Origin of the sequence: Duganella sp. CT11-25, assembly GCF_047302815.1 — a bacterium.
Classification (GTDB): domain Bacteria; phylum Pseudomonadota; class Gammaproteobacteria; order Burkholderiales; family Burkholderiaceae_D; genus Rugamonas.
On the sequence record NZ_JBKBFD010000001.1, the window covers coordinates 2,560,115 to 2,584,736 of the forward strand.

At 54.4% G+C, this 24,622-nt stretch carries 18 protein-coding genes and 2 pseudogenes; 13 read left to right on the forward strand and 7 right to left on the reverse strand.

What is annotated here, in order from left to right; all coding sequences use genetic code 11:
* The first annotated feature begins 204 nt into the window (after window positions 1-204).
* Genes ACEN9F_RS10910 through gmtX form a run of 4 tightly spaced genes read left to right on the forward strand, consistent with a single transcriptional unit; the run spans window position 205 to window position 6,377 of the window.
* A complete protein-coding gene (locus tag ACEN9F_RS10910; RefSeq protein ID WP_413420043.1) occupies window positions 205-729 on the forward strand; it encodes a hypothetical protein in 525 nt (174 codons plus the stop codon).
* Between the two features lie 31 nt (window positions 730-760).
* Window positions 761-2,263, forward strand: a complete 1,503-nt coding sequence (gene gmtY / locus ACEN9F_RS10915; protein WP_413420044.1) for a gamma-mobile-trio recombinase GmtY — start codon at window positions 761-763, stop codon at window positions 2,261-2,263.
* Window positions 2,263-5,745 carry a VPA1269 family protein gene (locus tag ACEN9F_RS10920; RefSeq protein WP_413420045.1) on the forward strand — a complete coding sequence of 1,161 codons (3,483 nt, stop codon included), beginning with the start codon at window positions 2,263-2,265 and terminating at the stop codon, window positions 5,743-5,745. The genes gmtY and ACEN9F_RS10920 overlap by 1 nt, the downstream gene beginning before the upstream one ends.
* Window positions 5,742-6,377 carry a gamma-mobile-trio protein GmtX gene (gene gmtX, locus ACEN9F_RS10925; protein ID WP_413420046.1) on the forward strand — a complete coding sequence of 212 codons (636 nt, stop codon included), beginning with the start codon at window positions 5,742-5,744 and terminating at the stop codon, window positions 6,375-6,377. The genes ACEN9F_RS10920 and gmtX overlap by 4 nt, the downstream gene beginning before the upstream one ends.
* Window positions 6,378-6,511: 134 nt before the next feature.
* Here the strand turns inward: gmtX and ACEN9F_RS10930 are convergent, their stop codons facing one another.
* The gene (locus ACEN9F_RS10930; protein WP_413420047.1) at window positions 6,512-6,697 is read right to left on the reverse strand and encodes a hypothetical protein; all 186 of its coding nucleotides are present in this window, start codon (window positions 6,695-6,697) and stop codon (window positions 6,512-6,514) included.
* A gap of 164 nt (window positions 6,698-6,861) precedes the next feature.
* Between ACEN9F_RS10930 and ACEN9F_RS10935 the strand changes: the two genes are divergently transcribed.
* Entirely contained in the window at window positions 6,862-7,323 is a 462-nt protein-coding gene (locus tag ACEN9F_RS10935) for a hypothetical protein (protein WP_413420048.1), read from the forward strand.
* Here ACEN9F_RS10935 and ACEN9F_RS10940 read toward each other — a convergent pair.
* Both ACEN9F_RS10940 and ACEN9F_RS10945 read right to left on the reverse strand, forming a co-directional pair.
* Window positions 7,227-7,451, reverse strand: a pseudogene (locus ACEN9F_RS10940) (IS3 family transposase); the annotation flags it as partial. The gene ACEN9F_RS10935 and the pseudogene ACEN9F_RS10940 sit on opposite strands and share 97 nt — an antisense overlap.
* Window positions 7,452-7,480: 29 nt before the next feature.
* Entirely contained in the window at window positions 7,481-8,935 is a 1,455-nt protein-coding gene (locus ACEN9F_RS10945; RefSeq protein WP_413420049.1) for a hypothetical protein, read from the reverse strand.
* Between the two features lie 193 nt (window positions 8,936-9,128).
* Between ACEN9F_RS10945 and ACEN9F_RS10950 the strand changes: the two genes are divergently transcribed.
* A complete protein-coding gene (locus tag ACEN9F_RS10950) occupies window positions 9,129-9,650 on the forward strand; it encodes a hypothetical protein (protein ID WP_413420050.1) in 522 nt (173 codons plus the stop codon).
* Window positions 9,651-10,083: 433 nt separating this feature from the next.
* Here the strand turns inward: ACEN9F_RS10950 and ACEN9F_RS10955 are convergent, their stop codons facing one another.
* Together ACEN9F_RS10955 and ACEN9F_RS10960 are read right to left on the reverse strand one after the other, a co-directional pair.
* The gene (locus tag ACEN9F_RS10955; RefSeq protein ID WP_413420051.1) at window positions 10,084-13,704 is read right to left on the reverse strand and encodes a hypothetical protein; all 3,621 of its coding nucleotides are present in this window, start codon (window positions 13,702-13,704) and stop codon (window positions 10,084-10,086) included.
* Window positions 13,705-13,863: 159 nt separating this feature from the next.
* The gene (locus ACEN9F_RS10960; protein WP_413420052.1) at window positions 13,864-14,610 is read right to left on the reverse strand and encodes a hypothetical protein; all 747 of its coding nucleotides are present in this window, start codon (window positions 14,608-14,610) and stop codon (window positions 13,864-13,866) included.
* 78 nt (window positions 14,611-14,688) lie between these two features.
* Between ACEN9F_RS10960 and ACEN9F_RS10965 the strand changes: the two genes are divergently transcribed.
* Together ACEN9F_RS10965 and ACEN9F_RS10970 are read left to right on the forward strand one after the other, a co-directional pair.
* Window positions 14,689-16,053 (forward strand): hypothetical protein, encoded by a 1,365-nt coding sequence (locus ACEN9F_RS10965; protein WP_413420053.1) that lies wholly within the window; start codon window positions 14,689-14,691, stop codon window positions 16,051-16,053.
* Between the two features lie 51 nt (window positions 16,054-16,104).
* A complete protein-coding gene (locus ACEN9F_RS10970; RefSeq protein ID WP_413420054.1) occupies window positions 16,105-17,085 on the forward strand; it encodes a PIN domain-containing protein in 981 nt (326 codons plus the stop codon).
* Window positions 17,086-17,209: 124 nt separating this feature from the next.
* Here ACEN9F_RS10970 and ACEN9F_RS10975 read toward each other — a convergent pair.
* Both ACEN9F_RS10975 and ACEN9F_RS10980 read right to left on the reverse strand, forming a co-directional pair.
* Window positions 17,210-17,353 (reverse strand): annotated as a pseudogene (locus tag ACEN9F_RS10975) (ATP-binding protein); the annotation flags it as partial.
* 169 nt (window positions 17,354-17,522) lie between these two features.
* Window positions 17,523-18,623, reverse strand: coding sequence for a patatin-like phospholipase family protein (locus tag ACEN9F_RS10980; protein ID WP_413420055.1), 1,101 nt, complete (start codon window positions 18,621-18,623; stop codon window positions 17,523-17,525).
* A gap of 128 nt (window positions 18,624-18,751) precedes the next feature.
* On the opposite strand from ACEN9F_RS10980, the gene ACEN9F_RS10985 reads away from it, so the two are divergent.
* The 5 genes from ACEN9F_RS10985 (at window position 18,752) to tnpB (ending at window position 24,498) form a co-directional block, all read left to right on the forward strand.
* On the forward strand, window positions 18,752-19,912 hold the full coding sequence (locus tag ACEN9F_RS10985; protein WP_413420056.1) for a hypothetical protein: 1,161 nt from the start codon (window positions 18,752-18,754) through the stop codon (window positions 19,910-19,912).
* Window positions 19,909-22,140 (forward strand): ThiF family adenylyltransferase, encoded by a 2,232-nt coding sequence (locus ACEN9F_RS10990; RefSeq protein ID WP_413420057.1) that lies wholly within the window; start codon window positions 19,909-19,911, stop codon window positions 22,138-22,140. Before ACEN9F_RS10985 ends, ACEN9F_RS10990 begins: the two co-directional genes overlap by 4 nt.
* Before the next feature lie 301 nt (window positions 22,141-22,441).
* Window positions 22,442-23,392 carry a ComEC/Rec2 family competence protein gene (locus ACEN9F_RS10995; RefSeq protein ID WP_413420058.1) on the forward strand — a complete coding sequence of 317 codons (951 nt, stop codon included), beginning with the start codon at window positions 22,442-22,444 and terminating at the stop codon, window positions 23,390-23,392.
* A 315-nt stretch (window positions 23,393-23,707) separates the two neighbouring features.
* On the forward strand, window positions 23,708-24,154 hold the full coding sequence (gene tnpA, locus ACEN9F_RS11000) for an IS66-like element accessory protein TnpA (protein ID WP_413420059.1): 447 nt from the start codon (window positions 23,708-23,710) through the stop codon (window positions 24,152-24,154).
* On the forward strand, window positions 24,151-24,498 hold the full coding sequence (gene tnpB / locus ACEN9F_RS11005; RefSeq protein ID WP_413420060.1) for an IS66 family insertion sequence element accessory protein TnpB: 348 nt from the start codon (window positions 24,151-24,153) through the stop codon (window positions 24,496-24,498). Before tnpA ends, tnpB begins: the two co-directional genes overlap by 4 nt.
* The last annotated feature ends 124 nt before the right edge of the window (window positions 24,499-24,622 follow it).

The following is a 24,622-nucleotide window of genomic DNA, read 5'->3' on the forward strand; positions in this document are numbered from 1 at the left end:
TCCTACGATACTTTCATACATCGGAGGATCCAAAAAAGATCGGACAAAAATTAACGGCGGATATGTATCGCAAAACACCGTGAAAGCATCGATTCGTGCATGATTTGCTGCCAACGAGGTCATCGAACCCTGCAAAAATGCCGCAAAGGTTGTAGCAGGCGAATTAACGGCTGCACATAAAGTTGACCAAATATAGGGGGAAACATGAAATTTCCTTTTGCAAGATCGCCGAGGCAGGAGCTATGCAAGTCGCCACCGACGCCCGATCAATGTGGCCCGTTGTCAGTCGTTGAATCCAGAAAACCGCTCGACGTGGTAATTGCGGCAGTCGCCATCAAAGCGCCTCTGTCGGACAGCTTGTTTTCACTATCCTTCGGCCGGGCAAATCCAGCTTTTTCCGATATCACTGTGCAGCGCGTGATAGGTGACGCGATAGCCCAATCCAAGGATCATCGGCTGGCGTTCAATTTTATATTGCGCTTCATCGAGATGCAAAAAGTGATCGCGGTGCCTGAAATGGAACCGTGGATGCCAGAGTCGACCGGTGTCGTTGCTGCGTTCCATCCGGCGGTATGCAAGGCCGTTGCGAGTCTGGCCCGGCCTCCTGTTGCACCGAACGATGCCGTACACGGCCTTCACCAGGCTGACAAGGCAAGTCTCGCTGGTAGGCGGACGAATCGGCCGTCCAAGCAGCGGTCGGGAACGAGCCGTGCACCAGCCGGCGCTTAGCAGTGCTTCCCCAATCTATCGCGAGGACGTCATGAAAAAAGGTCTCATTCATCCCCACAATCTGGTGATGTACACCAAACTCGAGGTGCACCAAGACCAAACCGGCAATACGATCGACGTACCCGGAATTCTGTACGACGGACTTGTGCTCAAAAAATTGGCGGAGTACTTCACGCATATGTCAATTGGGCATTCGCTGCCCTGGATGAACAAAGTTCGCGAGGCGGTCAGGCTTTTTCTTCAATATAGTTTGGTCAACGTCCCGCAACGGGGGTTTGGCTCTCCAGTCGGCGCGGACAAGTACATGGCGCTGGTAGAGGCCGCAATCGAGCCGCACGAACACTTCCGATCCTTCAGCAGCGCGCTACGGAAGGGAACATTCAACCCGACTACGAGGATTGATCCAAGCAGCTTGTGCTGGCGGGCAGCCGGTAACAAGAAGCTAAACCGCGTAGTGCACGCGCTTACGGAATTCTTTGAATGGGCCGTTAGACACCAGGACGATGGCGACCACGACGCGGGAAGCCCATTCAATCCCCATCGCGAGGGAAATGTACATGATCGACTGATGGCCGCTGCCGCCTACGAGCACCGGCGCTCTAAAGCCCTCCTGGGGCACACGTGGTCACCCACGATGAAGGCCGGAAGTTTGCATGAGCTGAACCGTACTAAGGAAATCGTAGTGACATCTGTGGAACCGCCTGCGTTTCCAGACGCAATATTCGACCGCCTACTACTGCACGGTTACTTCGTCAACGGTCACTACAACTGGCGCGACATCCTGATCACGCTCCTCCTGGACGCTGCTGGATTTCGGGAATCTGAACCGTTGCATTTGTATATCGAAGACGTGTGCGAAGACCCTGTCGTTCCGGGAAGCGCACTTGTCCGGATCTATCACCCGGTGGAGGGTGCAGCTCCGTCCGGCTGGAAAGACGCGACCGGACACCGAATCGTTGGCAATAGGCGTGACTACTTGAGCCAACGCTTCGGACTGAAGCCTAGGACGGAGATCCTTGGCAAAGGCCGCGCTGGGTGGAAGGGTGGCACCCACGAGGATCCGAAAAAACTATACAAACAAGCCTACTGGTTCAAGCCAGAGTATGGAATTCTGTTCTGGAAGCTATGGAGGCGTTACCTTTATCAGGTCCAGCGCGTGCCGCGCAATCACCCGTACGCCTTCGTCAACTTGCAACGGAATCAAGGCGCCCCCTATCAGATAGGGCGTTTCCAGGAAGCTCACGCGTCGGCAGTCCGACGCGCCGGTCTCATCCCCGACGACGCCGGTTCGCTAAAGGAATTGGGCCTAACCCCCCACGGGCACCGGCACGCCTACGGACAGCGTCTAAAGCGGGGCGGCTTGGATATGAAAATGATCAAGTACTTTATGCATCACTCCGCCATCGGGTCGCAGGCTGTTTACACACTGCCAACCACAGGCGAAATCCGCGCCGCACTCGACGCCGCGTCGGGCCGGCTGAGTGACCACGCAATTGATACACACAAATTCGATGGTCCTCTGGAGCACGACTAATGAAGGAGATGAAATTGAAAAATAGGAGGACAGGTTCAAACGAACTTGCCGCAACCGTGCAAAATGTGAATCCAGAAGTGGAGTCACTTCAAATGACTCCTGATGGGCCCTACCCGCTTCTGAAACGAGTCCGTGGTGATCTAAGGGCCACTGACTGGGCGATGGGCTGGCTTACGGAAGAACACCCTGAGTTGGAGCGATGGCGCGACTTGGCGCATCGCTGGCTCAGCTCTGTGGCTCACGAGTGGGAGCTAGCGCAAGCGGCCAAGGGTCGTGACCTTTCAAGTATCAGAACCTACAGTGTGGTTGCAAAAAAAATTATATCGCTTACCAGCTTTCTGGTGGACTATTTGCTGAACGAGCGGTATCCACAGCGCGCCACCTATGTGAAGAATCCTGACGAGTTATTGCGCGCGGGGTCGCACGCTGCAGATGACTTTTGGGCAGAATGCTGCCTGCCGCTAATGCGAAATCGCACGGGTTCCGAAAAACTATTGCGTTCATCGGCCGCAGCGACGCGCTCTAAAGACATCGACGCCTTCCTCACATGGGTTATCCAATCAGAACATCCTGCCACTGATGCGCACGGAAACAAATTGGACAACCCCTCCTACCGTTGTCCCTTCCCGGCCAGAACTGATTCCGGAACGCGCGTAGGCAAAGTTCGGAAATACTTTGACATGGATCTGGCGTGGGTCACCCACGATTATCCGCAATTGGAGAAATGGCGCGTGCTAGCCGCGAATTGGATAAAACAGGAGAAGGGAGGCATTACATCGAAATTGAACGCTTTTTTAAAATTTTTTGGCGCCTACTTGGCGCAGGGGAAGTTGGTCGAAGAAAAAATTGCACGCGATCCGTTGATTTTCCTGCTTAAGGAATCCAGAGTCGCGGACAACTACAGGAGCATCGTGAATCCCAAACGTGCAGTGGAGCACGATTACATTGTCAGGTTCCTTGACTGGGTGCTGTTACAGGAGTGTAGCGAAAGGGACGATTACGGCTACCCCGTTCTATCAGAAAAACACCGAAACCCATTTTCAAGAATGGGCAAGTCCAAAGGGGCGGAAACATTTGAATCAGTCCGTTCACCGCTGCCCTACGGCTACATCGACCAACTGCGTCGTTGGCTGGTCTCAGGGCCAAATTTTACGGACTGGACTTGGGCTCACACGGCACTGGAGACGGGATGGTTCCCGGTCGCGGAACACCTCATCGATAAGAGCGATCCGGATTGCGTCTGGCGGTTACGCACAATTCAAAGAGGCAGTCGCTCGCCCAAGGCCATAACTATTACCGAAATGTGGTCGCCTGTACGCTGGATGGCACTGCTCGTGAAGCTGACCCTGCCCCTCCGTACCTTACAAGTCCGCGTTTTGGATTCCGGGGAGGCGGATACATGGTGCTATGACGGGTCGCTGGCAACAGCTCTACAACCAAGCACTCCGTGGAAGCAGAACCAGGCTAATGTCACGCTGCGCGAAGCTATGGCGCGACAGAGCGAAGCTGAACAACCAGGCCACCAACTTGCCAGCAAACCAGCTAGAACCAGACGAAGTGTTTCGGAAGTCGCTCATGGGGTGCTCCGCCGTCAGGTAGAACACATCGCCGAGGAGGGTGGCCTGAAATTACGCGAAACCACAGTGCTGCACATCAACACCAACAAGACTGCCGATCGCAATAAGGAGGGCGCCACCAAAGGTTTCAACATCCCATGGCCCATCCTGCCGTGGCCTAAAAATGCCGATGTTTATTCGGACCTCGAGGGGACCGGTGCTCCCTCGGAAAGCTCGCTTGATCGCTACCGAGAAAAAGGCGAGTTGGCGCGCAATATACATTACTGGCTGCAGAAATTGCGCGACTGGCAAACCAAGTACAACCCAGTTCATACGACCACGTCGTGGAACGAACTTATCAAGCATGGGATTGTTCAAGCCAAGAGCGAAGAACAGATCGAATCCCACGCCGAGGCGGTCTTCCTGTTCCGTGAGCCAGCCTATCCCGGCGTGCAAGAACGTGGAAAACCGAAGTCGCTGGCGCACCTTCCCTTGAGTAACGGCGCTGTCACTTTTGCATGGTGGACGATGTTACGTGATTTTCAATTCTCGCTTGCAAGCAGAGGAAAGGTGGGCCCGGATGGCTCCCCGATTAGGCTCGTGCAAGATCCATTCGAGAAAAACAGGCTCACCGATTTTCCGCTCCACTCACTCAGGGTTAGCCTAATCACGGCGTTGGCCCTTGACGGCGGAATGTCCCTGCCATTGCTACAAAAGGTGGTAGGCCACAGCCGACTCTTGATGACGCTGTATTACATAAAACCGGGCGCAGCACACATAATGCAAGAGATAGACAGGGCATGCGCCAGGCTATCCGCATTAGAGGAGGAGAGCATACAGAAATTTTTGGCCAGTGCAACGATGGAGCAGCTGCGCGATCAGGCGGTTTTCAACGACGAGACAAGTGCATTTGCTGCACTTGGCAAGGATTCGACAACGCGCAATCCAGCCGGATGGATGCCGATGCATCACGGCGTTTGCCCAATGGGGGGAAACACTGACGCGGTGCCAGAAAACAAAAAGCTTGGCGGATGCCATAACGGCGGAACTGCCTTAGGTAAGAATGGCGCTGCTTGGATCTTTGGTCCTGTCCCCGGTGGCGCCAGAAACTGTGTTCGATGCAGGTGGTTCATCACTGAACCGCGCTACGTGCCCGCGCTGGTTGTTCATTGCAATAACCTAAGCTACCGTTACGAGCAAGCCCAGACGCTCGCTATCAAACGAAACGAGGAGCTTGAAGAGCTCAAAGACAGGGTCTACGATGCGGAAAAATGCGATCCAGTTCTAGCCAGGAGACTTCATACGGAACTTCTGGGAACCGAGCGCAGATTCGAAACAACGCTTAAGGATCTTGAAGAGGCCGCGCAGTCCATGACCGCCTGCTACAGCATAATTCAACGCTGCATTGCAATTGCAAGGACGCGATGGGAAAACGGAGCGGACACTGGCGGCGGGATGGCCTTGGTCGCCAATGGCTCTAACGTCGAATGTACGGTTATTGTGGACGGCACCGACAGCGAGCTGTTGCAGTTATCCGGTGTTCTTGAAGACGCGGAAATCTACCCAGATGTGAATCCGGGCGAAGCGATTATCCGGCGAAGTCAGTTACTCGACTCGGCGCTTTTGCGCGATAGCCTAGCACCTCGTTTCTTTACATTGAGCCGCGAAGAACAACATCTCCTTGGGAACGAATTCATCCGTCGCATTGGGCATGAGTGCGACCCGGAAAATTCGCCTGCCGGTCGGCGCATAGCGGTTAGCATGCTGGAAAATCCTAACGCTGGCTTAAGTGAGCAATTGGGAAAGTCCAGACAATTCATTGCCGACCTGTTACCGACGCCGGGCGAAGCAAGCCGCGTATTCCCGATCCGAGTTTCGAAAGAGTCAGTCTTGGCTAGCGAACAATGCTCCGGAGTCCGGCCATGAATTCACCTCATCCTGATGAAACCTACCATGGTCTCGCCGGGCTAGCTAAACACCCGTCAAAGAAGAAGAACCTAGCGGAGTTGCACCGAATCTGCGGAGAGCAGTACAAGGCGGGCTCGCTGCTGTTCACATTCGCCCACATCGAGCGCATATTGGTGTCGGAGAAGGTGCTCAGCGCAAAGACGCTTGGCAACTCCAAGTCTGGCGACTACCGAACGCTCATACTCGCATGGGCCGCATATGCGCGGCCTCCCGCCTCGCCGAAAGCATGCATTGATGACGACTGGCTGATTAATATTCCGGACCCGGCCGTCCGACAATTGGTGCAAATAATGCGATCCGAATTGAACAAGACGCGCGGCGAAGTGATCGTGCTGAGGAAGCTGCAAAAGCCGATCGCCGTCTACATGGGCACTGCATCTGTGCCAGGCGACCAAAGCAACGTAGCGGTATTTGACGCTACCCAGCAGTTGCTGCCTACTGAAAAGAAATCACTACTGCAGGCGATTGATCCCAACTACCTTCGGGAGCACAACTTGGAAATCGGGAAACGGGGTGAAATCATCCAAAGGGACGGAGTCGTGCTCTTTGAGCGGGGATTCGTTGACGGTCTCAAAAGACTACTGGGTTAAGACGCGCACGCCTTCGAGCGATGGTCATTGAAAACGCAACGATAGGAGCGCAATATGGTCATTTCGTGGACCATTTAGGTTCAAGCTTTGGGGAAACAGAGGCATGCGCGCGCGGGGGCTTAGCGGCGCTGTCGTCAGCCACCGTCATGCTCGAGCGCGATCCGGCGCGCGAAGCGCAGACGCTGCACGCCCTTACCCTGCCCCTGATGCAGTACATGCCCGACGGGGCCTTCGAGGCCGATCAGGGCGTAATGCTCGACGTCGGCCCCAGCCTGCGCCTGTTTGGCGGTGCCAGTCGCCTGAGCGCGCTGGTGCGCCACAGCGCGGTCAGGCTGGTACTGACGGTGGAACTGGCCTGCCCTGCGATCTGCTGCCGGCGGCGATGGTGTATTGCCCCTGGCTGCACGCGATCGGGGTGGCCGCCCTGGGGACGTTGCGGCGCCTCCCACGGGCCGGCCTGTTGCGCCGCACAAGCAAGGCATTGGTGCAAGAGCTCGATCGTGCGTACGGCGATGTCCAGGAAATACGGAAGTGGATGCCCCCGCCCGCGCACTTCAAGGCGCATGTGGAGACGTCTGAGCGTGTTGAGCACGCCGAAGCCCTCATGGCAGGCGCGACGGAACTCATCCTGCAGATGACAGGCTGGCTCACCGCCCAGCAGCTGGCTGTGACCACCTTTAAGCTGGCGCTTAAGCATGAACGCGGCCGCGCTTCCCTCGTGCTGCAGAAACCAATCCGACTGCTGGTCCGTAACGAAAGGCCCTTTTACGGAACCCTGCTTCGCATCATTGGTGGGTCTGAGCGGATCGAGGCCGGGTGGTGGAACGATCAGACGGTGGCACGCGACTACTATGTTGCCCAAGGCGAGGAGGCGTCATGCTTCTGGATATATCTGGAGCGTACGGCGGACGCCCAACGGTATCCACGCGGTTCAAGCCACCGATGATGAATGGACCAGGTCAGCCACTCCACCGTTGACAGTTCGACGGGTTCGCGCGTCTTTCAGGGAGCACGGTGATGTATCAGCTCCGTCTTGTACAAGCCGTTGATGGTCTCGCCCAGTGCGTTATCGTATCAGTTCAGCCATGCTTGCCCACGGCCGCTTACTCGTTGGATAAGCGCTTCTCCAGCACGTTGTACACGGTCACACTGAAGACTGCACCGCGAATCTCTAGCGCATGGAGGTGGGTCTTGAGCAGGGCGGCATTGAAGTCATAGGTCTTGAGGCATTGATGTGCGCTGGCCATATCAGAAAGAAGCGCGAAATTTTTCGCACGTATGGCTACCTTGGGGTCATCCTTTTTGCGAAGCCATCGAACAGCCGTGATCCCCCAAAAGATGGGCCAAAAGCCACTTTCGCTAACTGCGTTCGCGATACTCGCTGCGCTTGCCGTGACGGCTAGAACGATTGCCTCATCTAATAGTTTCCAAGCACTTTCAACAAATGACTTGCGCACTCGCTTCCAGTGTCCAACTGGCTCCAAAGGTACTGCTAAGGGCATACCCAGGAACTGAGTCTGCGAAAGCAAAATCCTGGCGAACCCAATGGTCTCCGAATAAATTAGAGCATCGACAATCGCCCATTCGAGAAGTGGCGAACGCAACTGCTTGTGCTCGCAGTAAAGGCGAGCCAACTCTTCAATTCCTTCGACGTCGGCCACCAGTCGTTGCGAGCGCAGTTCGGTTGCTGCCTCTCCCGTTTGCAACACCTGCGATATAGGCACATGGACCCAGACTCTATCGTAAGAGGAAGTCAGCCTGTCTGCCAGTTCTTTGGGTAAATCAGAAATCTGCGCCAAGAATTCAGATGGTGAGGACCTAAACAGATTCTCCGGAATTCCCTCCGCAACGCTTTGCTCCATGGTGTGAAATGAACCGACAAGGTGGTCCATGATTTCACGCATCGTTTCTATTGCATCCCACCGTGTGGTCGGCATGTCTTGCTTTGCAAGTCCGGCCGCTAATTCGGCACCAATGCGATAGCGCAATGACCAGCTTTTTGTAAAAACTCTTGAGGCAATAGCGTGATGGTACTTGTTGTCCTCAGGGTCCTGTTGGGCGCTGGCTACAAGCCGTATCGAATTTTCCAAATGTACTGATGCGCGGACTGCTCGCACGCTGGCATAGTCGCGCTCCGTAGTAAATTTGTTTTGCCAGTCTGGAAGCTTAAAGTAGAGTGTACATTTGCTTTGGGGGCCAGCAAGATTTTCGGTCAGTGTGTCGAAGATGGCCCTGGAAACTGTAACGGACACACTCATTCGAACGCCTTCGGGAAACTGCCCATACTCCTCGACGTAATTGAACATGTCGCACTCGACGTAGCCGTCCTCAACTTCAGTTGCGCATTCAATCCCTACTTCACATTGCGTCAAGTTAGCGACCACGCCTGGAAAGTCGCCGTGAAGTACCTTGACATGGGGGTAACGCAGGGAACCCGTTCCACGGATGTCAGTAGTCAGCGGCTCACCTGTCGGCAGCTCTACATTCGCCGTTTTCTGCACCATCACGCGCGAAATGAGTTGCGCCACATCCACGAGGACTTCTTGGCTCGATTGCATATTTTTCCTTTTTAGGCGCGAGATATGGATATCCGCTCAACCGCTGGACAATCGGGGGCTGCAGTCTTAAGGGTAACCTCTGGTTGCAAATAATGTAATGGCGAAGTATATTTCTGGCAATACTTTCGGGAAATTTCGAATAGCTGGACAGCAGTAGTGTCGCCCAGATATAGAACTCACTAAGGGGGAGCTTATGGCTAGGTCAAATTACTCGGAAGCCGACGCGCAAGCGTTCGCTGCACTTCCTCCACGTAGCCAAAAGGAGTTTCTCGGCCGTCAGTTGGAACAGATGGTTGGTGATGGTGACGCCCAGTTGACTATTGTCGCAGCCCTGGACACGAGCCTGCGGGACTACATTATTCAAGCACACAACGAATTGCATGGTGAGCGCCTGCTCAGTTGGGGGCCCTATGGCACCGCCGCGCTTTCCATTGGATTCGCCGGAGGGACCATTGCTGCGGGCAATAGCTGGTGGGGCACAGCTATTGTCGGCTTAATGATATTTTTCCTTGTCGGCTATTTTGTAGCGAGGTACACCACTACGCTCGCTATCACGCGACTTGTTTCAGTGTTCTACGGCCATTTTGAGTTTTTGTGGGATGCGAAGGTGCTTTCCGTAAAATTTTCTAACTCTGACGAGGTCTTAGATTCGAGGACGTCGAATGATTGGCACGATTCAGTCCAGTCCATTCTCGGCCTGAAGAACAAAAAGTGAGCTGTCGATGACCGCTGCAAACTCCAAATTCCCTGTCGAGGCATGTGATGTTCCCGAAGTGCGGCGGAAAACACTTCAGGAGTATCGTCTGTTCCGTAGCAAATGCCTAGAGTACATCCGAAGTGAAGCTGACACCTCGGTATCGGCCAAAATCCATCGACTAGCCTGGTACACAGCCGTTTTCAAGACACTGAATGAAGCGTGAAACTTGGAGCCACTAAGGCAATCAATGGTCCGAGGTGGGAACTGCTAGCGAACTAGTACGTCGTAAACACTGGGCTGCAGGTGCTTTCAAGGGCATCTTTTTTAAAGCGGAAGATGAGACCAAATATCAGCTTGCAAGCCAGTGAGGCAACGGACAGTCCTCTAGCGTGCGCACAGTCTGTGCCGCCGGCTAAGTCGTTGGTGCGGCCGGGTCCGCGACCAGCAGCCCCTAGGCCTTAAGGTCCGCAATAAAGAATACAACCGCAACCTCCCGATGGTCGGCACGATACGTCGCAATATACCCGCTTGTTTCGTAATCGGGAGGCTCCAGAATCTCGCAGCCGAGGTATGTGAAACCGTGAGGAACCTCATGTTCAAGCATTTGCCTGACATAATCGAGGAGAGGTTTGAGCTTTTCCGCGTACGAGTAAGTGACGTGGAAATAGATATCGCAGACGCCGTACGACAACAGTTTGTCAAAGTGCGCCTTGGAATAAGTCCGATCAAGCCCGGAACAGACGAGCGCCTCATAGATGGATATTTCCTGACCAGATATCCGGATAACGGCATCCCGTTCGCCAGGATTGCCGTTTGCAGTTGCTCCACCGAGCGACTGGTCCGCCACATCCCACTTGGCCACTGCGAGCGAAGCTCCCAGCACCTCTCGCACGGCGGTGTTAAGGTCGTTCTCGAACCTCGCCTCGTCTCCTGGATTTTTCCGGTCACGCAACATCGCTGCCATGTGTTGTAGCGCGGCAAGAGCACGTGATACTTGTCGTACGAGGTAACCTCGAACTCCGCGGCCAGGTGGGCCTAGTACGTCACCAACCAGGGAAGGTGGAAGCTCGGTCAACTGCTGCAAGGCGGCCCGGATCGATGAAGTCGGGTCGACAGCAACTGAAGCCGACGCGACGCTCGGCATAGCGTCACCCGCTTGGAGGTCATTCTTAGCCGCAATGAGCCGGTCGTCAGTACCGAACTCTATGATGGCAGCGTCCAATATAGCCATCGCCTCACCCCGCAGCCCCATCTCCGATTTTGCAAGTGCAGCGATGACTTCAAGGTCTGAGCTTCGCGTCTCCCGACGATGCGCAGCCACACTCTCTAATGCATCCTCTGGCCTTTGCAATGCCAGTAAGAGCAGCGCACGGTTGGCGAGCAGGTTGGTGCGAGTTAGCATCTCGTTCGCAGCTACCGCAGCATTAATTTCCGCAAGCAGCCCCTCACCGGTCTCCACGTCCGCACCGGTCAACGGGTGCAGGGTTGGTCCCAGAAGCTGCTGAATGACAACTGCGAAGACGTTTTCCTTGTATGCAGAGGCCGCACCGGGACGCGCTGCGAGACGCTGCAGTACGACCCGAGCACCTGCCAGATTGCCGTTCGGGCGAAGTAGTTGGGAAGTAGCCTTGTAGAAGTCCAGTTGGTCTTGTGCTTGTCGCGTTGTGGCGTCATCGAGTGTCGACGGGACAACCGCGCCATCGAGTGCTATCCAATTCTTTTCCTGCAGGAGCAGCTGAAGCTCGAGGCCCAAAAGGGCAAGCCGGAACTGCGGCGGTGCACGGTCCAAGCTCCGGTGGGCTTCATCCAGGTGCTCACGGGCAAGCCCATATTCGCCAGCGACTAATAAGGAATCGATGCGGTGTTGCAACTCGGGCCAGGTCCAAAGCCTTGAAGCCTCTCCTGGCTTCAGTTGCCGTAACCGCGCTTGGAGGCCTGGCTTCGCCGCCGCTGGCAGGTGCTGACAAAACTCTGCAAGTAGCGCCGGGTCATCAGACTGAGCAAGCGCCTGCAGCATGGCTTCCTGATGAGTGCCATCTAGCCGACGCCATGCGGCTGTGAGGTCTAGTGCCGGCGAGCTCTCCTCACGTCCAAGAAAGCGGATTGAGCTGTACCTGTCAGTGAGCGCTCCGACGCGCCCTTTCTCGGTATGCTCGATAACACTGCGCGAAATGAGGGCTTGCAACGCATGGCAAAGCTCCGTCGGCACGACTGCGTCAGGCCAACCGGCCACTGCGCGTGAGAGTAACAGCACATGTCCTCTCAGAGTTCGAGCAATGGAGGAGCGCAGGGACGGCCTCTCATCGTCCGGCGAATCTCGCAGCAGTTTTTCGCTATCGAATGGGACTAGCAACGCATCTCGGTCGGACGCGGCTTGTGCGAATGCAATAGCGACGAGTCGCGCGGCCAGTTCTGCAGACAAGCTGGAAGCGTCGGTCCATTCGAGGTGCAGGTCGCGCGCAAACTTTGAATACAGAGCAACGATTGGGAAAGCGTTGGCACTTGGAGCGTTCGAAAGGCAGTTCAGTCCGTTGAGTACTCCCGTAAAGCACGCACGGGGCACGTTGTTCTGGTAGGCCGCCTGATCGACGAGGTACTGAAGCACCGCAGACTGAGTTTCTTCCTTTTCTCTTGCGACCATCCCGAGAAGCTGCCGCCCAATCGGCCTCCTCGAATCTGCAACAGCCATCCGGCCGTCAGCGCCGCCTGCGTAGCACCAGGTAACCAAGGACGCGCATTCTTCAAGGTCAAGCGTCCCCTTATTCAGGTGGTAAGCCAGGAACGATAGCGCGTCTTGGACCGCAAACGCTTTGGTCTGGGCATCACGGCTCACATTGCGGTCCCTGTCACGTCCTGAATCTGGCCGCCACTCTATAGCCAATTTGGCAGCCAGGCAGGCAGTGCGATGGTGCATAAGCATGTCCACCAACAGCGCTGGCACAGCATCAACTCGAAATAGGAAGTGCTGCAACGCCATCGGATAGTCAGCTGCGAACGATATGATCCTCTCCGCTGCAGCCGTGATACCCGGTCCAATGTCAGTCTTCTCAAGCTCAGAGCAAAGTAGGCCAAATGCAAAGCAGACAGTGTTCGCGCCGAGCCGTTCCATCATGAGATGTTCAACCTCGAGCCATTTCATCCAATCAGCCCGAGACACCAGTGTCCGCGGCGGCGCCTGCCTCGGAGTCCTGCCATACCGTAGTCGTTCTTGCGGAATAGCAAACGTCTTTTCGAGCACCTCTGCGTAGCGCGCAACATCGTTGTCCCAGGTGCCCCAAAGTACTTGGCGGTCCAAGGCTCGATGAGCCGCCTCACGGCAGTACCGCATCTCAACCGCCCCCCATCGAATGTTCCATCTGCCGGAAACTCCGAGGACAGCACACCATCCAGACAACTCCAAGAAGGCTTTGTCGACATCTGCGGCCTCAGCGTCTAACAATGCCAACGAACCACTCGCCTCGTTCACTACAGGGGTCGCCGCCTGCATCGCGTTGCTGCCATTATCTGCAGCGCGAGGCTGCGGCTTTGGACACAACCACTCCCACAGCCGACCAACAAGCCAGTCCGGGTTTTTGGTAGGGATGTTCCGTTCGAGCCAGTTTTCGACCAATATCCTGCCTGCAAGCGCTTGTGCGTCAGGATTAGACGTGTCAGACCTCGCGACGAGTCGGAGTTTGTTGAGCCCTGCCAGAAAGGTCTTCGTGCTCGGGCTCGGGTAGGTGATGTCCGAGAGCGTGCCTAAGGGCGGTCGCTGCACAATCCAACGACCGCCGTCGAAGAACACCCAGCCCAAGTGCGTGAGGTTGGCGAACGTCGGGCCGCCGTCTGCAATACGCTGCTCCGATTCGTCCCAAGTCTTGGCAACGTCCTCCGCGCCGCCCAGATACTCCATTCGGTAGTGCTGCGATAGATCGAGGAGGCTCAGCTCGTCTACCATTTCATCTTGTTCGAGGAAGTGGCGGGGGTGATGCGTCCGCGACAACCAGCGCCCGAACATCTGCCTCAGCTCGAGGCGCGCCTGCAGCGGTGCCCACATGCCGTCGAATGGACGTATTTCTTCGAATCCTGCCACGACGTTCCCTTTCTATTGCCCTACCACGCATTTTACGTGCTGAAGCTGCCATACCATGGCAAGTATTGAAGCCCGCCGCAAGCCGCTTGGGTTAAAGGAATCCAATCCCGTCGTCGCTAGACTCGTCGAGTATCGTGCCACTGCCGCCTTGATAAGGAGCTATTCGGTCCATCTGGGACCACGCAGCCACTCCTTCATGGCATTGCGGGTTTGTTCATCCTGGGGGTCTTCGTTCAGTGCCAGTTGCCGGATTCCCTCAGCAATATCCCTTCGATTCACCATACCGATTGTTGTTTGGACGCCGTCGTCCAACTCGTAATCGAGCGCGCCGCACCAGCGATTTATCGTCCCGTGAGTTGGCGCACGAGGAAATCTAGAGTTTCCACCGCCCTTTGGTAACTCATGCTTGGCCAGACGTATTCGAATCGCTTCAACCAAGTAGAAGACAGTGTCAGTACGGGCGTAATCTCTCGCCAGTGCTTTTAATAGCGACGAGTTGTCGATAAACATTTGGATTTGCGCCTTCCGCACTACGCTTGATAGGTTCAGAATTCCTTCGTCTACTCCATCGCGCATCTTTTCCAGCACTCCCATCTCCCCCCAACTCAGCATTTTTTTTGCCTGACCGCGCCAAGTCCGAAGAAGTTCATACACTGCAAAAATCCACATCTGTGACTGGGCCGACACGAACACAACTTTGTCGATGGGCGTACGCTCTTCTTCAAACTGTGTCTTGAGCAAATCATATTCGAGCTGCGTAATGAACTTATCGACGATACCAATATTCAATCCTTGAAAGCTGAGGTCCGGACCGTCCCCCAACAGTAGCGAACGCAGACCAACCGCAGTGGCCGTAAAGTCTATCTCCTTGAAGGAGACGTAAGGAACAGAATCCAAGTAGTCCATATCATTTCTCACAGTCATATTTAGCTAGGCATTTTAGAATACAATTTCAAAATTGATAACTGCACCACGAGACCTACTATGTCCAACCAGTTCACTGATATCAGCCAATCTAGATTTGACGCCCTAGGAGGTTACTGCCGGGGGCCGACTCTCGTTCTGTTCTCGAGAGAGATACGCTGGCTCCAGGCCTGGGACGAAACCATTTTGATAGCGGTAGTGGAAGACCAAGACGGCGATTTCACAGCCATCGCATTTACGCGAGACCTTAACGAACGCTATCGCTTCTTCGGTATGTCAGCATTTTTCGACACGCCGGCCGAGGTGATGGCCGACCTACCGGAGCTCATCGCAAGGGTCATGAAAGAATTTGAAGAGCATCCTGCTCAAGGCGATGAGAAGCGCAAGTCTGTAGATTTTTTTACCCCCATCGTCGCCGAAGCCCAACTGAACGCTGATTTTAAAAAACTCACAACGCTTGAGCAGTTCTCACCGGCGTTGGAGCTAATAAAGCCAATGATGCGCTGGCACGAGGATGCAGACGGTAACTTCATTCAACAGTTTCAGACTACAGGGTTCGATACTCGACTCTGGGAGCTCTACATCTTTGCGATGCTCGTCGAGGCGCGGCACGCCTTGAACAAAGAGGATGCGATTCCCGATTTCTGTGCCATCAGCGTATCCGGTAAGGTATGCATTGAGGCCACATCAGTAAATCCAAGTCTGGACGCCGACGGTAAGAAAATTCCGCCCCCATCCCTGGACACTCCTGAGCAGCTGCGTCAATTCCAGCAAAACTACATGCCGATTCGATATGCCGGCCCCCTCACAAAGAAGCTGCAGATGAAGTACTGGGAGCGCGAAAATGTCAAAGGTCGTCCGTTCGTAATGGCAATCCAAGATTTTCATGCCCCGGGCTCAATGGCATATAGCCGCACAGCACTTCCTATATATCTATATGGGATGGACTGGGACCCGGAGCAATTAGCGTCCGGCGAACTGGTCATCAAGCCACGTAGAGTACTCGTCCACCAGTGGGGAACAAAGACAGTAGAATCAGGCTTTTTCAACTTACCGGGGGCTGAAAATATCAGCGCAGTCATCACGAATGCCAGTGCCGATATTTCGAAATTCAACCGAATGGGCATCATGACTGGATTCGGCTCAAAACGAGTGAAGATAGTAAGAAGAGGTATGGCTGCTGACCCCAATCCAAATTCATCTTCTCCACGATCCTTCGTGCACGATGTAAATGCCGCTGACTATGTTGAAACTTGGATTGAAGGCCTGGACGTTTATCATAATCCGAACGCATTAGCGCCCCTGAATCCGCAACAATTCCCAGGTGCCGCGCATCACCGGCTGCGACGAGACGGTCAGCTAGAAACCTCAGCCCCGATTTGGCATCCTTTTAACAGCTCCACAGCGGTCTTCTTGAAAGACTAGCCAATCAATACAAAGACCTCAAATGCAAAATCAATCCGCACGCATACGATAGTGCTCAAAAAATTCCAAATAAACGACATAAATAATGATCTCAAACATTGCATGAACAACGCAATATCCGACGTAACCTCAGCACTTTCCGATAGTTTTCTCGCCGTGCGTTCGAGCAAGCTGAAGGAGCTGCGTACTTCGATAGGTACGCTGCGACAGCTGAACTATCCAATGGTAGCAATCGCCAAGATTTCACTTGTAGTCGACACAAACATAGTTCTCGGAGAGCTGCGTTGGCTTTCTTCTAAACGACGCACAGACGAAGCCAAAACAGGTTTGATGGAAGTGATAGAGGCTGAGACGGTGACACTGTACGCCCCACCAATTTTCTTCGCAGAGGTCGAAGAGAAAATTCCACTCATGGCGACAACTCAAGGTCTGGACGCCGAAGTCATGCGACAGCATTGGGAGGTGTACAAGACCAAAATCACACTCGCGATTCCCGACGAGGACCTGGTTAGATCACTGAAGGCTGGAGTTGACCCAGACGATGCTGAATTCGTCGCTTTGCAGCAAACGCTCGGGGCAGATGGAGTACTTAGTAAGGATGCACATATCGCGGCGATGGGAGGAAATATGGTCTCGCTCGATTGCATCTTTTATCTGCGTGATTACTCGCGCACGGCAGCAATCGAACTAAACATTAAGGTTGCAGGCGCCAACTTTACCCTCGCCGGCCTGACCGCGATTCGCGCGTGCGTTGCAGGCATACAAGCGCTCTCGCGCAGCATCACAGCAGCCCCTGACTGGCTGAAGTTCGCTCTGCTGCTCTGCGCGCTCCTCACGATTGCAAATCCACGCAGCAGAGCCAAGGTGCTTGGCGCAGTGAACTCTCTGTTAGCAGGAGCGGCCTCCGCGGTGCCTGCGGTGCTCGACTTAGTCGCTGTTGCGGCGCAACTGGCAAACGAAAAGGAAAGCCAGTCAAAAGCTCACCTGGCGAATGCTCTCGCTGATATCTCAAAGCTCCCTAAGGCTGGTTGAGTCTGACCGTTCAAATTATTTGCTTGGAGATCAAGCCTTCCAAGCGCAGGCAACGGGTAACAGTCACTGGCGTGATCATCTAATTTCCCATCACCATGGCTAACACCTCGTGGATCGCCGCCTTGTAGCGCCAGTCGAAGTCGGCCAGCGTGGCGCGCTCGTCGAGGCCGCTGTGCTGGTAGCGCCGGTCCATCAGGCGAGAGCGGCGCCGGTCCAGTTCGTCCTGCAGTATCAATGCGAAGGTGTCGAGGAAGGGGGCCTGGTTGGCCTATAGTCCTTAGTCCAAATCACAAGGCGCAGAACTGTGCGCAAAATTGATCAGCATTAGTTTTAAATCTGAACAAAACTAACCATGCTGAAACCTACCGTTCTGGCCACGAAAGCAGCTAGCAGAGCCTAGCTGACTCCGCAGGCCACGACCCTGCACCCTCAGCAGTTTAGGCAGATGGAAGATAGGGGAAGCCAATTTGCGTTAGCTTTGCCATCTCGTAGCCATGGCGCGCAATCACATCGAAGTCGGCCTCGTCTAATCTACTCAGCGACGTTGGGAAGTTAGTCACGCGCGTCGCCAGTTCCTCTGATAAAAAGCTCGATCGATCCGGCTGCTTTTCGAGGACCTCACGGATGTTTTTGGTGCGGACAATTCCCAGATAGCCGCCTCTTTTGTGCTGCTTAACGTAGCTAATGAATCCACGGACCCTCAGTGCGCGAGTCTGATCCATCATCACGTCCATCAGGCGTTTAATCCGGAAAGGGTTTAGCGATGACATGCCGAAGCCGCGTCCCAGTGGTGCGCCTGCATCCAACACAATGACGCAATGTTCTTTGTTGGGGAGGCCGGTACTGGCGCTGAAAAGCGGCTCCAGTCCAAGGTTGTCGTACACACCTCCATCGTAAAGATGCATAAGTTCATATGGGGGCGGAATCTTCTCTTCTACCTTGGCGCCCCAGCTGGGCTTCTTCCACCACGCCAGGCGCTTTGCGTAAAGACGAAATGGTCCGATACCGACGGGGAAGGCTGCTGAGGTAGCCATCGCCGAGGCTAGCGGGAACTCCCCCGCTTCTGCATATCCTGATTCATAGTCACCTAGGCGCCCTTGCTTAAATCGGAAACGCCGACCATTTTCTGCTGTCGTGCAATTAATTGACCATATCGGAGATTGCGGCAGGTCATTGAGCGTACCCCGTACTCGCCAGTCCATGTAGATGGCGCGGGCGACGAGATTTGGGAGGGATCCAAAAAATCGCCAGTATCGTGGCGAGACTAGCCTAATGGCCGCGCTCGCTTGGATGTTCGTGGTGCACAACGTACAGCGGACCTTGCCAAAGACATCGGTTACGTACTCTTGCGAAGTTGGCCAATGCATGCCGGATTTCGTAAGAATCAGGCCGGTCAGTAGACTCCCGCCAGACACCGAAGATATCTCGGCTACGCTTTCCAGCAAGCCCAATTCAGCGAAATACCTCAGGGCGCCGGCGTGGAATGCCATCGCACGGCTTCCGCCCCCTGACAAAGCTAACGAAATTTTTTCACTCATTTTATTTGTACCGCTTTCCATACATAACTTGCATAAAAAAAGCATCAATGACACCTTTACTCAAATCAGAATAGCGGATAAAGTATCAATAATGCAACTATAATTTCCGGCTAAACAAAGGCACTCTCATGGCGACCAAACATATCGTGAAGTTTTACCCTGTTGGACACGGCGATACGTCGCAAATCGTCCTGCACAATGGTCGCCGCATACTTTTCGACTTCAACCACTCTTCGGCATCGGAAGACTCACAACGCCCGGAGATCAATCTGAAGACGGAACTGAAGGCAGAACTCACGACTGCCGGCCGTAACTACTTCGACGTCGTAGCCTTCACGCACGCCGACCTGGATCACATCCAAGGCAGCACTGAGTTCTTCGAGCTTCAGCACGCAGAGAAATATCAGGGCGAAGGTCGAATTAAAATCGAGGAACTTTGGATGCCAGCTGCGATGTTGGTCCAGACAGCTGATAAAGATAGCCAGATGGATGAGTTTGCCATCTTGCTGCGCGAAGGTCGTCACCGCCTGCTTGAAGGCAAAGGTATTCGAGTGTTCTCACAACCAGAGACACTGATGGAATGGCTGCGGCCCAAGTTGCGAGATCGTGGCGAAAGCGAGAATGCACGGGACCATCTGTTCGTGGACGCTGGCACAATCGTCGAAGGCTTCACCCTTGTAGACGACAAGGTGGAGTTCTTCTGCCATTCTCCATTTATCAAACATTGTGATGAAGGCGACATCATTCGCAATGATGCTTCGTTGGTGTTCAATGTCAGGCTTGACGCCGACGGCGAAATTTTCGACTACTTAGAGGTCGGCGATGCAACGTGGGAGAGTCTGACAGATATCGTCGACACTACCAAGTTCCATGGCAACATGGACCGGCTCGAATGGGACATCTACAACATTCCACACCATTGCAGCTACCTCGCCCTCAGTGATGAAAAAGGCGAAAAAAAGACTGTGCCTAAACCGCAGGTTCAAGAGATTCTCGATAGAGGCCGTAAGGGGGCCTACATCGTCAGTTGCAGCGATCCCTGCACCGACATTAAGGAATCGTACCAGCAGGTACAACCGCCACACATTCAAGCACGCAACGGCTATAAAGCGGGTCTTGATGCAGTGGGCGGCCGGGCATTTCTGGTAACGATGGAAGAGCCTAATGCAAATAAGCCGGAGCCAATCGTTTTTGAACTGACCTCCAGCGGCAACGCGTGGATTAAGTCAGGCGCTGTTGGTGCCGTTGGTGCAGCCGTTTCGAGTCCGTCGCGTGCGGGCGGTCAATGACCGAGTACTACGACTTCCCGAGCGCCGTACCTGTAGAACCTGCTGATCTGCATTTAGAGCGGGCTGGCCAAGTTTTGCGTGCCGTGCTGCGGGATGAGGACTGCGCTTTTATCGAGTGCAGCCGTTCCGAGGACGGTCGTTATGAACTCATAGTTGTTGATTTGCAGACTCACGGCATCCCTACCCGCTCCCGCGTCGATATTCAGTTTTCCGAACGCGTCGCGTTCGTGGTGCCCCAAGACTCGAAACAGTACGTGGCCGCGCAGATGTTGCGAATTGAGTTCCCCACCCTACTGCATCAAAATCAAACCCGACCTGGCTCACCGAGAGAGCTTTGCCTCCATTACGAACCTAGGGCAACAGTCTTGCGCACGTGGACAGCTCAGCGTTTCCTCCGCCGGGTGAAGTGGTGGCTAGCCTCAACCGCATCGGGAACACTGCACGCCGCAGATCAAGCCCCCGAAACTTTATTCTTCGACTCGAACGACGAACTGGTGGCGCCGGCGAATTTCGATGAGCTGGTGGCAGATGGATGTAAATTTGAAATCGCTATATCTGAGAAGCATGTAGGAGGCGGAAATACTTACATACTTTCTGAGACATCCGAGCTGGCTACAGGCGCACCGGAACCAATACAGATAGTGCTACCTCCCGTCGAGCACGGGTATATCCAAGACATGCCGGAGACGATGGCCGACCTGGTTAGTTTGTTTTCGTCGAGAGGCGTTGACCTTCTGGCTCTCCTGCGTGAGAAGATTGCGAGTCGATTGACCGGCCAGGTTGCGAGACAACCTTTCGGTGGTACCTACGTTATCTTTGTACTGCACACGCCGATGAGGTTGAGTGCAGCCGTCGCCGCAACTCAAACGCTCCACCATGCGTTCATGGTGTTTGAGCCGTTTCTTGAAGTCGGGCGAAAAATAGGTGCATTAGTTTTACATAGGGGGACGTACGTCTGCGAAACTGCGCTCGCCGGGCAGGTGCCCGTATTAGATGGCTTAGATGAGATGTTGTTAGCGCAATTCTCATTCTTACGTAAGAACGAATTTAAAGACTTTCGACACCAATCCGGCTCTGATGATGACGGCGTCAAAAGTGTCTTGGTAGGTGCTGGTGCTTTGGGAAGCAGTTTGCTCAACCTATGGGCTCGATCAGGTTGGGGCTCTTGGACTGTTATCGACAAGGACCACATAAAGCCGCACAATCTGACACGCCATGTGGCAACTGATGCTGAGATCGGCCATGGTAAGTCGCTCGTTGCAACTGATGCCGCTAAGGCAGTCACAAGAGACCCTGCACGATTCACCCCAATACAAGCCGATGCCACATTGTTCGGAGCCGCCGACGTTGCTTCCGCGCTCGCTGGCACCTCGCTAATCATTGATGCATCGACGACGTTGGACTATCCGCGATTAGCGAGCGACGATGCAACGTTACCCAGGCATATGTCAGTATTCATCACGCCAAGTGGTCGGTCATCTGTCTTGCTCGCGGAGAGCGCCGACAGGTCGATTAGTCTCCGCACGATTGAGGCTCAGTATTACCGCGCCATCATAAAAGAGGCTTGGGGCGAGCACCACTTGTACGGAAACCTCGGCACTTTTTGGACTGGCGCCAGCTGTCGGGATATCTCTTTCAGGCTGCCTTTGGCACAAGTCCAGCTTCATGCGGCCAATTTGGCGCAGATGGTAATCAAGACAGCGAAGACAGCAGATGCCAAAATCGCGGTATGGGATCGCAACACCGATACCGGTGATGTTTACTCCCACGCGGTGCACGCATTCAAAGAAACAAGAAAAGAAATCGGCGATTTCACGATATTCTTGGATGAGGGACTTGAGCAGGAATTGAGGGCAATGCGGGTTGCAAGCTTGCCTAATGAAACAGGCGGCATCCTTCTCGGATATCACGACCTGACGCTCAAACGCATTGTGTTAGTTAAGGCGTGCCCTCCACCGCCAGACAGCGTCGGAACCCCGACCTCGTTTGTACGAGGAACTCAAGGTGTCGCTGCCCTACTGAAGGATGTCGAGTCGCGCACGGCCGCTATCGTTGGCTATGTGGGTGACTGGCATTCGCATCCGCGCGGTTATTCTGCAAACGCCAGTCAGGACGATGTAGTGCAGCTCGTTGGTTTGGCCCGGTCTATGTTGGAGGATGGGCTTCCTGCATTACAGCTTATCGTCGGGGAAGCCGATATCAACGTCTACCTCGCAACGACCTTATAGCCCGCTTTTTCTGAGAACCCTAACAGTCAAATCATGTCCGGATCATTTGAAGCCACCCAGAGCTGTCTATATTTTAATCATATCCAACTTGTAAAATGCTCGCAGGAAATGAAAATCGTCCAGTTCGCCAATCGTCATTCGCTCCGCGAATTCACTCTTGCCATTTGCTTAGTTGCGGCGTGCATGCCTGAGGCGATGCGAGAACACCTCGATACCGCACGAGTGAAGTGCGGTATGTGAAAAAAATACAAATTGGCCCAGAACGGGGCCACGTCCAAAAACGGTGAATTAGAGACATAAAATGCTGAAATCTGTTAACACGCGCTTTCGCGCTTATCAACTTGGCTGCGCCGGCGCCTCGTACTCTTACTTTGCTGACTGCCACTTCACGCTCATCGAGGCGATGATTACGGAACTCAACGAAGATCGGCTGCGTGAAGAGCTCGACATTTGCGGTAAGACTACGATTGACACCTTGCACATCACCAGCTGGGACAGCGATCATTGCAGTCAAAGCGGGCTCACATGGATACTGGAAAATTTGCGTCCCAAGCGAATCGAGTATCCTGGCTACGACCATGACACTGCGTGCGCCATCGCCTGCAAAGAGATGATTCTTGCCTATCAAGCCAAGCCGCGCTCGTTCACTGTGCGAGCGCAACGTATAGACCCACCGTACGTGAAGAGTCTTAATTCCACTGATGGTGTTGGGTACACTGATATCTTCTATCACCCACGTGAGGTCTACGACGGCTCGAACGACAATTCAAGCATTAAATTTTTCCGCAAGGGCTCGTTTAATGTTCTCAGCTTGGGCGATGTTGAGTCGTCGCAAATCTCATCCATGATCCGTCGCGCATCCAGCGTTAAGCGGGAGACCGATATCTTAATTCTGGCTCACCACGGCGCCGACAATGGGTTCACGACGAAAAAATTTCTGGAAGAAGTTAATCCCTCGGTGGCGATTTGCACTAGCAACTACGATAATCATCACGACCATCCTCGACAAGAAATTCGCGACCTTTTATATGAACTGAAAATTCCGCTTTATACCACCAAGACTGGCGATATTATTATCGAGTCCACCGGCAGTCATCGAGTCGATTATCATGTAACCAATATGAAGGCGAATTCGACCGAGGTTTCTTCGGAGAGATCGTTCAAAGCTCGTAAAGCAAGGCTCTTGTCGATGAACGACGACACCATTCGCGCCAGAGCGCATCCTGGTACTCGCGGCCCAAAGCGGCATTGAGAGCCCAGCCAGCCTGAGTCCCTTCACCGACTTCATCGCCGACATACTGGTGTTGCGATAGGCTAACAAGCCTATCCCAGTGCTATTAACCTGCCACTCACCAACCGGTGCCTGCTGCAGGGAAAGTGGCGACTGCGGCGCGAGCATTGTCGGCACTCCCTCGGCCATCTGCCATCTGCCATCGCTGAGACAATATGCGCATCCAACAACGCACCGACTGCGGACAGGATGCCCTGTGGCGTTAACAACCAAAACGTTTGGGTTGACGAATGGCAGCAACGGAGGTAAGCGTCTTTCCAGCGCCGTCTGGACTGCGTGACCAGCGTCATCCATGATCAAATTTTGGCACAGCATTGGTGCCCACAATTTTCGAATATGGACACAAATTTTCAACCGGTCATTTCCACGAATGAACGTGGCCACTATCGCCAGCATTCGTTGGAGTTCAAGCGCGCCCTGGTGGCGTTGTCTCTGGAGCCTGGCGCCTCGGTCGCGCGCATAGCGCGTGAGCACGGCGTCAATGCCAACCAGGTCTTCAGCTGGCGCCGGCTGTATCGACAAGGACGCCTTGGCGTACCTGCACTGATGCGAGACGATGGCCTGTTGCCGGTGATGCTGGCGCCAACTGCGCCTGCACCGAGTAATTCCAACTCCGATGCCGGCGGCATTATCGTGCTTGAGTTGGGCGAGGTTCGCGTTCGGATCGACGGGCAGCCCAATGTGACCATATTGGCGCAGGTGTTGGACCGGGTGCTGCGATGATCGGCCTGCCCACCGGTACCCGTGTCTGGCTCGCCGCTGGCATCACCGACATGCGCTCCGGCTTCAATGGCCTGGCTGTGAAAGTGCAGACGGTGTTGGAGGAAGATCCGTTCAGCGGCCACGTGTTTGTGTTCCGAGGGCGACGCGGCGACCTCATCAAGTTACTGTGGTGGACCGGCGATGGCCTGTGTCTGTTGGCCAGGCGGCTTGAGCGCGGGCGCTTCATCTGGCCGCAAGCGACCAACGGCTCGGTGGCGCTGACGCAGGCGCAGCTGTCAATGCTGCTCGAAGGCATAGACTGGCGACGGCCAGAACGCACCTGGAAGCCTACGTCGGCCTTGTAAACGTTACAAGGCTCCTTGTGATTACCCACTATTTTCACATTCCAGGCAATATCCGATTTGGATGTCGACACGCCGTCGCATGCCGCGCCAGATGACCTTGTTGCCGGGCGGAGGATCGCTGGCA

Coding starts and splice junctions, on each gene's coding strand:
- ACEN9F_RS10910 (WP_413420043.1), top strand. CDS start 205: ATGAAATTTCCTTTTGCAAGATCGCCGAGGCAGGAGCTATGCAAGTCG.
- gmtY (WP_413420044.1), top strand. CDS start 761: ATGAAAAAAGGTCTCATTCATCCCCACAATCTGGTGATGTACACCAAA.
- ACEN9F_RS10920 (WP_413420045.1), top strand. CDS start 2,263: ATGAAGGAGATGAAATTGAAAAATAGGAGGACAGGTTCAAACGAACTT.
- gmtX (WP_413420046.1), top strand. CDS start 5,742: ATGAATTCACCTCATCCTGATGAAACCTACCATGGTCTCGCCGGGCTA.
- ACEN9F_RS10945 (WP_413420049.1), bottom strand. CDS start 8,935: ATGCAATCGAGCCAAGAAGTCCTCGTGGATGTGGCGCAACTCATTTCG.
- ACEN9F_RS10950 (WP_413420050.1), top strand. CDS start 9,129: ATGGCTAGGTCAAATTACTCGGAAGCCGACGCGCAAGCGTTCGCTGCA.
- ACEN9F_RS10960 (WP_413420052.1), bottom strand. CDS start 14,610: ATGGACTACTTGGATTCTGTTCCTTACGTCTCCTTCAAGGAGATAGAC.
- ACEN9F_RS10965 (WP_413420053.1), top strand. CDS start 14,689: ATGTCCAACCAGTTCACTGATATCAGCCAATCTAGATTTGACGCCCTA.
- ACEN9F_RS10980 (WP_413420055.1), bottom strand. CDS start 18,623: ATGAGTGAAAAAATTTCGTTAGCTTTGTCAGGGGGCGGAAGCCGTGCG.
- ACEN9F_RS10985 (WP_413420056.1), top strand. CDS start 18,752: ATGGCGACCAAACATATCGTGAAGTTTTACCCTGTTGGACACGGCGAT.
- ACEN9F_RS10990 (WP_413420057.1), top strand. CDS start 19,909: ATGACCGAGTACTACGACTTCCCGAGCGCCGTACCTGTAGAACCTGCT.
- ACEN9F_RS10995 (WP_413420058.1), top strand. CDS start 22,442: ATGCTGAAATCTGTTAACACGCGCTTTCGCGCTTATCAACTTGGCTGC.
- tnpB (WP_413420060.1), top strand. CDS start 24,151: ATGATCGGCCTGCCCACCGGTACCCGTGTCTGGCTCGCCGCTGGCATC.